9 protein-coding genes are annotated in these 12735 nt (G+C 62.4%); 4 read left to right on the top strand and 5 right to left on the bottom strand.

The window, feature by feature from the left end; genetic code table 11:
- Window positions 1–502 precede the first annotated feature (502 nt).
- Window positions 503–835 (top strand): acyltransferase, encoded by a 333-nt coding sequence (locus SOM26_RS17565; RefSeq protein WP_320454002.1) that lies wholly within the window; start codon window positions 503–505, stop codon window positions 833–835.
- 236 nt (window positions 836–1071) lie between these two features.
- Here the strand turns inward: SOM26_RS17565 and SOM26_RS17560 are convergent, their stop codons facing one another.
- From SOM26_RS17560 to SOM26_RS17545, 4 genes are all read right to left on the bottom strand, one after another.
- Window positions 1072–1488: a MarR family winged helix-turn-helix transcriptional regulator gene (locus tag SOM26_RS17560; protein WP_320454001.1), complete on the bottom strand. Its 417-nt coding sequence runs from the start codon at window positions 1486–1488 to the stop codon at window positions 1072–1074.
- Window positions 1485–2966, bottom strand: a complete 1482-nt coding sequence (locus SOM26_RS17555) for a carbohydrate porin (protein ID WP_320454000.1) — start codon at window positions 2964–2966, stop codon at window positions 1485–1487. Before SOM26_RS17555 ends, SOM26_RS17560 begins: the two co-directional genes overlap by 4 nt.
- A gap of 89 nt (window positions 2967–3055) precedes the next feature.
- Entirely contained in the window at window positions 3056–4471 is a 1416-nt protein-coding gene (locus SOM26_RS17550) for an MFS transporter (RefSeq protein ID WP_320453999.1), read from the bottom strand.
- Window positions 4472–4601: 130 nt separating this feature from the next.
- Window positions 4602–5567: a dihydrodipicolinate synthase family protein gene (locus SOM26_RS17545; protein ID WP_320453998.1), complete on the bottom strand. Its 966-nt coding sequence runs from the start codon at window positions 5565–5567 to the stop codon at window positions 4602–4604.
- Between the two features lie 149 nt (window positions 5568–5716).
- Between SOM26_RS17545 and SOM26_RS17540 the strand changes: the two genes are divergently transcribed.
- A complete protein-coding gene (locus tag SOM26_RS17540; RefSeq protein WP_320453997.1) occupies window positions 5717–6772 on the top strand; it encodes a LacI family DNA-binding transcriptional regulator in 1056 nt (351 codons plus the stop codon).
- Window positions 6773–7242: 470 nt separating this feature from the next.
- On the opposite strand, the gene SOM26_RS17535 is transcribed toward SOM26_RS17540, so the two are convergent.
- Window positions 7243–9666 (bottom strand): ABC transporter permease, encoded by a 2424-nt coding sequence (locus SOM26_RS17535; RefSeq protein WP_320453996.1) that lies wholly within the window; start codon window positions 9664–9666, stop codon window positions 7243–7245.
- Between the two features lie 274 nt (window positions 9667–9940).
- Here SOM26_RS17535 and SOM26_RS17530 point away from each other — a divergent pair, with 274 nt between their 5' ends.
- Window positions 9941–11245, top strand: a complete 1305-nt coding sequence (locus SOM26_RS17530) for a sigma-54-dependent transcriptional regulator (protein WP_320453995.1) — start codon at window positions 9941–9943, stop codon at window positions 11243–11245.
- 16 nt (window positions 11246–11261) lie between these two features.
- Window positions 11262–12404: a sensor histidine kinase gene (locus SOM26_RS17525; RefSeq protein ID WP_320453994.1), complete on the top strand. Its 1143-nt coding sequence runs from the start codon at window positions 11262–11264 to the stop codon at window positions 12402–12404.
- Window positions 12405–12735 lie beyond the last annotated feature (331 nt).

Genomic DNA, 12735 nt, shown 5'->3' with positions numbered 1-12735 from the left:
CTCGCCGTCATTGTAACGCCTGGTCGTACCGTCAGTCATATGCCTCACTCTTATCCAAAAGCGAGGTCCTGTCAGGTCATTTGAGGGGCCACCTCATGTACCTACCTTATTTACCGGTCGGCATTGGCATGGCGCTGTTTTTCGCGTCGATCGGGCTAACCATAAATGGCTGGTCTTGGCTTCCGAGCTTAACGCTAGCACCGGTCGGTAACCCAGCGCTTGCCGTAGCATAGACGCTGCAGCACGAAATCGTCTTCTATGCCGTGTTCGCGGCCGCTTACTTTTCCGGCCATCTTGCCGTCGGGCTCATGTTGTGGGCAATCCTCATCGTGGCCGCAGCAATAGCGGGACTGACGTTTCTGCCTCTCGCGCTTATCAACCTGGAATTCCTGATGGGGTCGCAGCCACCGGCGCCTTTCAGCGCGGCTGGGGAAGTCCACGCTGGTACGGCCTGGCTTCTGTGCCGTTGCTCCTTTGGGTTGGTCTTGGGGCAAGAAGCGACATGTCAGTCTTGGTCGGTCTAACGATGGCTCTCACTATCGTGCCGGTTGCTCAATGGGAGCGAAGCGGAACGATGGTGATACCGCGCTACGTTCTTTTCCTCGGTGCGGCATCCTACTCGATCTATCTTGTTCACGTCATTGCCATCTCGACGGTGGCGAGATTGGTTTCTAGCTGGCCCTTGGTGATCTCCGGGAGCGTCGTCGCGGGCGTCGCTGCAGGAATCGTCTATCATCTTGTCATCGAACGCCCGCTGCTGCGCGGTAGGTTCGGAACGACAGCACGGCTTCTTTCATCGAAAATTTTGCTTCGCAAGCGAACGGGCTCAAGCTAACACATCACGACATTCAGGACTTCAAAATCAGGTGCCAAAAGCGGTCATGACGCGTAGATGAACGAGTGGCCGAAGTTGGGTAGCTTGGAAGGGGCGTGAGTGTCCGGGTATGGGTCAAAAAGAAAATGGGCTACAAAGTGAACAATCTCCGCCAGAGCGACCACGCCGATGGCAACCTCGCCTGTGCTGACCCAATCTGACATGCTCTGGCCGAAAATGTGCATGGCTCTTAAGTCTTAGCCGATAGCCATATTCAAACGATCAGCGATGGTCTTCCCCGAAGCCGAAATCATTGCGAATAAGATGCGACGATCCGCCCCACACCGCCGTCGCTTGATCAACCCTTTTGCCTCAAGAACGTCCAGAACGCGGGTCATCGCGCCAGCGTCATGGACCAGACGCGCCGCCAATGTCTTCACGGTGCTATCGCCCTCCTTGGCGAGAACGTCCAAGATCATCCATTGGGTCGATGTAAGTCCTTCTCGGCTCGCCAGTTCATCAAGATGACGCAGAAATCGAAGGCAAGAGTTGCGACGATCCAACATGGTTTGGCCAGGCGGCATCTCCGTCGCGACGCAGCCGTTGCGGTGGTCTCCGCCCGTCTCCATCGGGTCAATAGATTGGAGTGTCGCGCCACTGCTGTTCACCATCATCGCTGCGCGGGCATTCCCAACAATGCTGCTCCATCGATCGAGACGCGCAGGCCAAATGCCAATATATCACCCGATCGCTTGACAGCACGTGGTTTTGCGAAATTGTCCGGGCTGACGACATATTGGAGGTTCGGGCTGATCCGCACACCGCGATAGGCCGCGATGCCGTAGTTGATCTCAAACACGCCCTCGTCCGGAAAGACCGTGTCGGTTCCACCGGCCAACGCCCGCGATGCCTGGAGGAACTGGCGCTGGCGATCGCCAAGCCTGATGTAGCTGCCCACGACGCCGAAGGTGTCGGCCGGCCGCCCGGAGAAGGGGCCAGTGACGATCACTCCGACCAGTGCCTGTGCCTTGAACGGCACATAATCGTTGGTCGCGCTGATGACGCCGCCAAAGAGCGTAACAGGTCGCTTCAAATCGCCGCCCATATGCGTCGCGGCCACGTCGCCCATGACATATACTCCAGCCTGACCATCATGGACCAGTGCCGCCCCGCCCGCCGCTCCCCGGCCTATCCGGGGCAGTCCACCGGTGTTCAGATAGGGATCGCTGACGTCGGACGTGTTGCCATAGGCACCGATCCGCACATGATAGAGGTACTGCGCTTTTGGATTGCCGGATTGCAGCCCGATCTCGACGGCCGTCTGATGCCCCGTGGATCCCTTTGTCGACCAGTCGAAACCATTGGTCGGGATCAGCGACGTATTGGCCTCGAAGACGCCGACCTGCGCATAGAAGGACTTGGTGGGTGCGACTTTGATCCGGCCGCCCCAGGTATTGTAGGGGAAGAAGCCCAATGCGCGATCCTGGATCGGCACCACCGCTGGGTTGAAGCACACCGAGTTGCTTTGGAACGTACAATAAATGTTGGACTGGTTGAAATAGGTCAGCGGTGCGACGCGCCCACCGGAAATGTTGACCTTGCCACCCCAGAAATTCTGTTCGAGCGCCAGGGCGGCGAGGCGCAGATTTTGCACGGCCTTGTAGCGGGTCTGGAACCCGATGGCATTGGCGGTATGATCCACCGCCAGCGACGACCCCTGCGAAACATTCATGCTGTAGTGCAGGGCTGCGCCCTTCCAGCCTACGAGACGATCGAGACCCAGGTCGAACCCGAAGGGGAGGGCATAGGAATTGGCCGTCCCGCGTCCCTGTCCTCCGGTGACGTTGCCGGCGAACTCGTCGACCGCCAGCAGCCGTAGATAGATGCCGCGATCCGCAAGCGATCGTCCAACACCGGCAAGAGGCCCCTTGAGCGACTTGCCGTCAGTCGGCGGCCCCTGAACCTGTGGCTTGGGATAGTTGTTGAGGAAGATCGCGGGCGCCGTGGCGTGCGGCTTCGCCCCGGCTTGCGGTTCCTGTGGTGCTGGCGGACCGGCCTTGTCTGCGGTGGAGGGGGCGCTTTGTGCCATGCAAGGCGACGCGATGAGGAGCGCGCCGGCCAGCACGGGCCAGCGACGGAAGTCGGTGATCATGAATGCTCTCCAGACGGGGGCCGCAGGCGCGGCGTCGTGGCCGATGGGACAGGCGGGAGCACGGGCTATGCCGCGCTTCCCGCCTATCGTTACGGAGAGACTTCTTCGAGGGCGCGCCCGGTCGTCTCGGGTGCCCAGCGCAGGACGACCAGACCGGTCAGGCCCGCCACCACGGCGAAGGTCAGGAAGACCGGGGCAACCGACCCGCTGGTCATTATCAGGCCGATGACCCAGGGGCCGGTGATGGACCCGGCGCGCAGCCACGCCGATCCCAGTCCGGCCCCCAGCGAGCGCAGTCGGGTGGGGTAGAGTTCGCCCGAATAGAGATAGAGCGAATAGGTTACCGTCTGGAGCGCAGCGAAGGCCGGGGTCGCCAAGGCGAACACCATGACCGGGGTCGTGGCGCCCAGCCACCACAGCGCCAGCAGCGGGATCGCGGCGAACAGCAGCGCGCCGGTATACCAGTTGCGCCGACCGACCTTGTCGATGGTGATCGCGCAGATGAAGGAGGCCACCAGGGCAATGCCGGTCATGGCAAACCCATATCCGATCGCCTGATCGATCGGCATGTTGAAGACGGTCTTGTAGAGCGTCGGCAGCCAGGTCAGCAGCCCGTTGTTGATCATATAGGCGCCGAACCACATCGCCCAGAGCAGCAGCGTGCGCGGACCATAGAGCGGGCTGAACAATTCGCGCCACGATCCCGCCTGGCGGCTGGGTGCCGGAGCGGCCGGGAGGACGGCGCGTGGTTCCGGCAGGGGCTGACCATGTTGGAGGGCACTAACCTCGAGCTTGGCGATGACCTTCTCCGCGTCGGCCAAACGGCCCCGCGTGATGAGCCAGCGGGGGCTTTCGGACAGAAAGAAGCGGAGCGGCATGACGAGCAGAACCGGCACCATCCCGACGACGAACATCGCCTGCCAGCCGAGCGACGGCACCAGAAAATACCCGATTCCCCCGGCTGCGGTCAGGCCGACGAGAAACAGCAACTCGTAAAGGAGGAAGAAGCGCCCTCGTTTCTTGGCGCCCGACAATTCGTTGACATAGGCGCTGGCCACCGGGACCTCGCCGCCCGTGCCGATCCCTTGTAGGAAGCGGAACAGCATCAGCGAACTGGCGCTCCAGGAAAAGATGCAGGCGGCGCTCATTGCCGCGAAAATGCCGATGCAGATCGCCAATACCGGAAGCCGGCCGATACGCTCGGCCAGCCAGCCGAAGAAGATCGCGCCGAATAACTGGCCCAGATAGCCGGACGAGATGATGGCGGCGGTGGTTGCGGGGGCCAGCCCCCATTCCTTGGCCAGGATCGGTAGCGCATAGGCGAGCGCGATCGTGGTATAGCCGTCGAAGAAGGTCGCCATCCCGACACAGCCGCGCGCCCACAGGACGGGCCGCGTGACGGGCAGGCGCTCAAGACGAGCAAGCAGGGTTCCGCTATCAACCTGGCTTTTGGCCATGGCATAGTCGTCGGCCAATCGGCCGACAGACGCAATGGATGCGTTCACAGCAATCTCTCCCATTGGCACGCTCTTGCGGCAAGGCCACCGGCGCGTCTGTTCTCGTTGGGATGTGAGCCGGACGGGACCGGCGGTGGTCGACCGGGGCCTCGCATGGCAGGGCCCCGGCCAGGGAAAATCAGATGATGCCCGCCTCCTTCAGCGCGGCCTCGATCTCGGCTTCAGCCTCCGGCGTCAGGTCGAGCAGCGGCGAGCGGATCGTGGCGTTGTCGATGATCCCGCGTGCCCGCAGCGCGATCTTCAGGGCGACGGTGCCCTCCATATGGCTGCCGCGATGATAGATGTTCTTGGTCACGGGCAGCAGCTGATCGTGCAGCTTGCGGGCGCGGACATAGTCCTTGGCCTTGCCCGCTTCGATCAGTTGGACGAGCAGCTCCGGCGCCACATTGCCATAACCGACCAGCGCGCCGTCGACGTCAAACATCGTGTGGAGCAGATATTCGTCATGGCAGGTCAGGATTTGGAGGTCCGGGAATTCGCTGCGCAGGACGGGGATCTCGGTGTCCCAGCGCTTCATGTTGCGTACGCCGTTCTTGGTGGCGACGACGCCCGGCTGTGCCGCGATCTCCAGCTGGGTCTGGAGGTTGTAGGTCGCCTTGGTGACATCGGGATATTGGAACAGAATGCACTGCAGACCTGAGGCTTCATAGATCGCCTTGTAGCGATCCTGCGGCGCGCCCGCCTGATAACCGAAGCGCAGCCAGCCATGGCTTGGATAGACGAGCGCGCCGATCGCGCCAGCGTCAGCCGCGCGCTTTGCTTCCTTCGCGGCGACCTCGGTGCCTTCGCCGGTAATGCCAGCGATGATCGGCACGTCGACCGCCTCCGCCAGCGTCTCGATCAGCTTCACCTGCTCGTCGCGGTCCAGGAACGTGCCCTCGCCGGCATGGCCCAGGATGACCAGGCTTTTCACGCCCTCGACCGACACCAGCCACTTGGCGAGCTTGACGTTTTGCTCCCAGTCGACCTGACCATCCTTGGTGAAGACGGTGACGGGGGCGGGGTTGAGGCCGCGCAGGTCCATGACCTTCTCAGGGGCGGGACGCGACGTGGTGCGGGGTTCGGGATCGTGACGGCTCATCATTCTCTCTCCTGCTCTCACCCGCCCATTTGGAACGTTGGCGGGAACGTTCCCGTTATCGATCCAGTTTTTGCTGGAGTCAATCCGTCGATTGCGGCATTTTATGCGCAGGTGGCCCGCTGTGGGTGATCCGGCTACGGGGAATTGTGACGATGGACAGCAACGTCAAATCGGGCAGGGTGACGATCCTCGACGTCGCCGCTGCGGCCGGCGTTTCCAAGTCGACGGTATCGCGCATCCTCGACGAACGCCTGCCGTCTTCCGACAACGTTACCGCGCGCAAGGTGCGCCAGATCGCCGAACAACTCGGCTATGTCCGCGATGTGTCGGCGGCCAGCCTGCGCCGGGGACAGACGATGACGATCGGCGTCATTGTGCCCAGGCTGACCGACACCGTCATGGCGATGCTGTATGAGGCCATCGCGCGCGCCTGCGCGCGGTCCGGTCGTATCGCGCTGGTCGCGACGACCGACGAGCAAGTCGAGGGCGAACTGCGGGCTGCCGAATCGCTGTTGCAGCGGGGTGTGGACGGATTGATCCTGGCCACCGCGCGCGACGACGACGATCTACCCGACATTCTGACCAAACGGGGCGTACCGTTCGTGCTCGCGCTCAGGACCGACGGCAAGAGCCTATCGTCCATCGGCGACGACCATTTGGGCGGCTATCTTGCGACCCGGCATCTCATCGACCTCGGCCATCAGCGGATCGGGATCATCGCGGGGCCGGGCTATGCATCCAGCGCCAGGGGGCGGCAGGAGGGATATGTTCGGGCGCTTCGCGAACAGGGCATCGACCCCGACCCCGATCTCATCGTCGATTCGACGTTCAGCATCGACGCAGGCACCGATGCGGCATTGACCTTGATGCGTCTGCCTTCGCCCCCGACGGCGATCTTCGCGGTTAACGACAATACGGCTATCGGGGCCATGTCCGCACTGATCAACCTGGGCCTCAAGGTGCCCGAGGACGTATCGCTCGTCGGATATAACGATATCCCTATCGTCGGCTGTCTGCCGACGCCGCTCACGACCCTTCGCGTCCCCTTTGATCAGATCGCCATGACGGCGCTCGACCTGCTTATCTCGGGCCGTAGTCGACCACGCGATCCAATCCAATTAGCAGCGCCAACCCTCATTCCGCGACGGTCCACGACCGCTAATGTCCGGAAGGAACGAGCGGAGGCCTTTTCGACGCGGGAAGGATGATCGGATCGTCCGGAGGTGCGTCATCTCGGCCACATCGGTCGGGCCGACGCTAATCAGAAACGGATCGTCAATGGGTTGGCTGCACAAATATTGATGCCACCCCCAGGATATCGCCAGACGTGCGACTACCGAGTGCGCGAACGTCGTCTCCTGTCAGGAACTGACGTTTACCGAGCCAGTCACGAAAGATGACCTCGTTCCAATCCCAGTCGTACACGAAGGGCCACTGAACCGACCGGAGCGTTCGGCCCCAACATGAATGAGTGGCAGGTTTCAAGCAGTCGCCGGGCAGCGTTGACCGACCGGTTGTGAGTCTCGGCCGCCCGAGCGGCCTGCTAGTAAGCGATCGCGCGCCCAAACGACCGCTACCGTGATGGTGGGGTAGAGTTCAATGCCTGCGCTGCCGTCTCCCGCCACGCCTCTGAGTTTGGGCCGCAGCCTGCAAGAGGGTGCCGTTAGACAAAGCGATTTCAGTCATGGCGCAATGCCCATGCGGGGGTCGCGCGGCTAGCGCGCAGCGCCTGGCCTAGTACGGTCAGCACGGCGATCATGAGCGCCAGCAGGGTGGCACTGGCAAAGAAGAGCGGCGACAGGGTGATCCGGTCATCGAACCCAGCCAGCCAAATTCTCATCACGACATAGGCCAGGGGCCAGGCGAAGATATTGGCGAGGAGTACAGGTCGCAGGAACTGCCCCACCAGCAATTTGACGATATCGGCCGATGACGCGCCCAGCGTTTTGCGGATGCCGATCTCCTTCACCCGGCGCGCCGTGTTGAATGACGCCAGCCCCCACAGGCCGAGGCAGGCGATCAGCGCTGCCAACCCTGCGCCGATTCCAAACAGGCGCGTGGCCTGCTCGTCGGCTTTATAGAAGTCCGCCAGCCGCTGATCTGCGGTGCCGACGACTAACGGCACCTGCGGTGACAGACGACGCCAGGTCGACCGGATGCGGGCCAGCATCGCGGCGGTGTCGCCCGTGTAGCGGATGGCGGCAACGGCGGACGTCGGCACATCCCGGGCATATTGATACAGGGTAGCGGTTTCGGCCGTGCGGGGCGATGCGAAACGGAGCTGGTCGATCACGCCAATGATCGTGCGCGGAGCACCACGCCCCACGGTCTTGCCGATCGCCTGTTCGGGTGTGCGGAAACCAAGCTGCTCAAGCGCCTTGCGATTGACGATGACGTTGCGGCCATTTTTCCACTTGGTCCAGTCGCTCGAATCGTCGGCACCATGTGCATCGTCGAAGACCCGCCCGGCAAGTAGCCGGGGTGCGTAGGTGCGAAAGAAATCAGGCCCGACGGGGATGTTGTTGACCGTCACGCCCGGCCCGCTTGGTTGCTCGATCATATCAAGGCTGGCATTGACCATGCCGGGGGCCGAACTGCTCGATCCGACCGAAATCACACCGGGCAAGCGACGCAGGGCGTCGAGGATCGGTCGGGCCTGGGTGGGAAAGATCCGCTTGTCTGCCAGCGAGGGTATGACCAACAACCCCTCACGCCGAAAACCCAGATCGGATCGCCGGACATGCGCGGTCTGCGCCACGAGCACGACCGTGCCGATAATGAAGGCGATCGCCAGACCGAACTGGATCACAACCAACATCTCGCGAAACCGCGCGCCGCTGCGCCCACCCCCCGGCGCCCGGGTCGAGGCCAGCACGGCAGCGGCCTGAACGCGGGACAGGAGGACCGCCGGATAGAAGCCCGCCGCCAATGCGATGATCAGGACAAGCGCCACCAGCAAGGGCAGCGCCAAGGCATAGGGAAAGTTGAGCGAAAGGCCCCCCGCCGCGTTGACGATGGGCAGGCTGACCTCCGCCAGGATCATACCAAGCAGACTGGCGACCGCCGCCATTGCGGCCGCCTCGCCCAGGAACTGGCGGATCAGCCTCCCCCGGTCCGCACCCAGCACCTTGCGCATAGCTACTTCGCGGGCTCTCAGACCCGACTGGGCAGTCGCGAGGTTCACATAATTGATGATCGCGATCAGCAAGGTAAGCACCCCAACCAGCCCCAGCGTCACGATCGTCAGCGTGCGACCGCTGCTCTCCGCCCCGCCGGGCGGTTGCAGATGCAGCCGCGTGAGCGGAAGCAATGAAAGTGCGATGATCTTGGCGGGATCGGGTCCCAGATCCTGCCCGGCATGACGTTGGACGAAGGCGGGCATCTTTGCCTCGAACGCGCGCGCCGCCGCCGCATCAGAAAAACGCAAATAGGTGGCGCCATCCACCATACCCCATCGGTACCAGGACCATTGCACCGGCGGCGGTGGTGTGCGCGGCATCGGGATCAGGATGTTCGCCTGAAGGTCGGTGGTTTTGGGCAGGTCTTCGAAGATTCCGGAGACGCGGTAGACCTGCGGCGCATCGACGGCGATCGTAATGCTCTGGCCGATGGGGTCGGCATCGCCGAACAGCCGTTGCGCCTCTGTCCGGCTGAGCAGCGCACCCGACGGATCGGCGAGGGCTTGTCGCCCGTCTCCGCGCACCATGGGGATATCAAAGACGTCGAAAAAGGACGGATCGACCTGCGCTACGTCGGCCCCGATCGCGTCGTTTTCGCGGATGACGCTGCCTCCCTGCTTGCCGCCACGGATGCGCGTACCGACTAGGCTGGGGAAATCCCGGCGCATCTCTTCCAGCAGTCCCGGCATTGTTGCCGGATAGGCTCCATTGAAGGGGCTGCCGGGGATTTGGAGTTGGGTTTGCACGACATAGAGTTCGTTGTGATGCGGCAGCCACCGCTCAAAGCTCGTTTCGAACCGGACATAAAGGCCCAGAACCAGGAACACGGCGATCCCCACTGCGAGCCCACCGATGTTAAGCGCGGTATAGAGCTTGTGACGGGTCAGTGATCGATAAAGCGAGGTGAGTGCGAAATGGTTCATCGCTTATGTCCCGGCAGGAGTAGGATTAGCAGCAGGCGAGGTGCGGTGATGTCCTGCGTAGGTGGTGCAGCGCGGTCTGAGCTACCCGGGCCACCCGGCCAAGGCGGTTGCGCCTGAAGTCCGACCTTTCGCCCGCCTTCCGGCTCAGCCAGCATGGTGCCGTGCACCGTCGATCCGCCTGTCCATAGCGGCCTGGCGCTGGTGTTGCGTATGTGGGTGGTTCGGTCATCATGGACATGATGTCACTGCCCATGATCCGAAAAGCTAAGTCGCTATGAATGAACAATTCTGCTCAGCATCGCGCACATGCGATCCCTCGTCGGCGAACACTATGTCCACCGCCGGACACTCCGACCACACGTCAATACCCGGCGGAATCTTGGTAATCGAGGACGATAAGGTCGTCGGTCGTACGACGGAGATTCTGTTTCGGCTGGCCGGGTATCGGGTTGAGATCGCCACCGACCCCGACAGCGCCTATTCGATGCTCGCGCGTCGTCGCTATGAGGCGATCCTGCTCGATATGAACTTCACCGCAGGCCGCTCGGACGGCCAGGAGGGGCTGGCCTGTCTCGCCCGGATCGTCGCGGACGATCCCCGTGCATGCGTGGTGGTCATCACCGCACATAGCGGCATCCGCATCGCTGTGGCGGCCATGCAGGCGGGCGCTCGCGACTTCATCATCAAGCCGTGGCGCAAGGACGATCTGCTCGGCAAGGTCGACGCCGCGATCAGGCGAAGCGCCGGCAACAGCGCGGTCCATAAGTCTGCGGCTATCGGTCCGTCGGCAGGCGGCGCTCTGCTTGGGGCATCGGCCGCGATCGAGCGAATCCGTACGCTCGTTCGGAGGGTCGGACCGACGATCGCCTCCGTGTGTGTCACCGGAGCATCCGGCACCGGACGCTCGCTGGTCGCCGAGGCGCTTCACGCATCGTCCTCCACCGCTGAGACCAAGCCGATACGGGTCGACCTTAGCGATCCCGACCAATGGCCCGCTCTGGACCAGACCACCGGCACGATCATACTGCGCCACGCCGATCAACTGGCTGCGCACGCGCAGGCACGGTTGCTCGACCGGCTGGTGCCGGCCCTACGTTGCATCACCATCGTCGACAATGTCGCCCCACTGTCTCCGGCGCTGCGTCGGCGGCTCTGTACCGTCGAGATCGCGGTGCCGCCGCTCTCGGAACGTCGAGAGGATGTGGTGCTGCTCGCCCGGCACTTCGCAAGCATCGCTGGCGAAACCTACGGCCATGCCGCCCCGCGACTAACGCCAGCGGCGGAGGCGTTTGTCGCCATCACTGACTGGCCGGACGAGGTACGTGGGTTGGCGATGGCGATCGAACGTGCGGTCGTGCTGTCGGACGATGGCTTGATCGACGTTGCCGCGATCCGACCGATCATGCCGCTCGCCGCTTCGGCGCCCGAGACTGCACCGGTATTCCGGGTACAGGATGCCGAGAAGCTGATGATCGAGGCCGCATTGAAGGAGTATCGTCACAACGTATCAAAAGCTGCGGCGGCATTAGGCCTAAGCCGTGGTACCCTCTATCGCCGGATGGCACAGTATGGTCTCTAGACGAGAAGGTCATGCCTTGCTGGTCGGATCGGGACTGGGGCTGTCCGGTATGGCGGCCGGGATGGCGGGGACGCATGGTCTATGGCTGGCATTGTCCGGCGCGCTCCTGCTGTTGGTATGGCTGCTCGCGGCCAATCTGCTTCTGGCGAAGCAACACCCAGTCGTCCCGGCCGTGACGCCTGGCGCGCCCGACGAAGCGCAGATCGCGCATCACCTGCTGCTTGATGCTTCGCCAACGCCGCTGGTGCTGGTTGCCGGAAGGACGGTGCGGACGATGAACCGGGCGGCGCGCCGTCTCTTCGCGACCGACGACCGGATATTGCCGCCCCCGACGCCGCTGTTCGACCGGGATGCCACGCATCTGCGCCACGCTGGCCGGAACTGGCGTACTGACAGGGTGGAGGTCGGTGACCGGTCGGTGGTGGCACTGATTGATATCGAAAGCGAAGAACGCACCGCAGAGGCGTGCGCGAGTGCCGAGATGATTCAGGTACTGGGTCACGAAATGCTGAACGGGCTGGTGCCGATCGTATCGCTGGCGGAGTGCGGGATCGTTGCGGCCGAGGCCCGTGACGAGAATCCGGGCCTGCTTACCGAAATTCTGACGACGCTCGCGCGACGCGCCGAGGGACTGCGGCGTTTCACCGAGGCCTATCGCGAACTCGCACGTCTGCCGCTACCTTTGCGGTTGATCGTGTCAGTTGAAGATATGCTCAATGACCTTGCCCGGCTATTTGCGAGCCGTTGGCCAGACGTCCGTCTTTCGGTCGACATTGAACCCGGCCTGTGGGTCGAGATCGATCGCGACCAGATGAATCAGGCATGTTGGGCGTTGTTGCAGAATGCCGTCGAGGCGATCGAGCTCGGTGACGCTTCTTCTGGTATGATTGATATTCGTGCCAGTATGGACGATAACGTGCTCACGATCGAGATACGGGACAACGGACCGGGCGTCCCGCCGGATCGCGTGCGTGGCATTTTCCGCCCCTTTTACACTTCCAAGCCCAGCGGAAGCGGGATCGGGCTCAGCTTGGCACGCCAAGTCATGCAGGCGCATGGCGGCACGTTGACTTTGATTAGTCCTTCACCGGCAATATTCCGTGCACGGGTACCTAGGGCTTGTACATCGAACGATGGTGTACTCGCGGATCGGGTCTGATGGATCGCAAGAAGCCTACCCGCCGGGGCATCATATTTCGAAAGGGCCCCAGTCACTTGCATGGGCTATGACCGCCAGCGATATTCTTGGTGGATTATGCACATTTTTCTCATCCGCAACGCCAATTGCTAAGAAAGTCCAATGGATCTTGGTAAAAAATTATAAAAGGATATCTAAAGTTGGGTCGGAAAAGTGAATTTAAACGACTGCATGAGATTTGGTTAGACTTCCGTCTGTGGATCGGCGTGGAAAAGGGACCCCGGTAGCGGGGTGATCGGCGTCGAAAAAGGACCCCTCATCCCGGTGGTCTAGGCTGTTCGCTTGGCGGTGT

This window comes from Sphingomonas sp. CFBP8993, assembly GCF_034044895.1.
GTDB lineage: Bacteria > Pseudomonadota > Alphaproteobacteria > Sphingomonadales > Sphingomonadaceae > Sphingomonas.
This window is presented reverse-complemented; position numbering and strand designations above follow the sequence as displayed.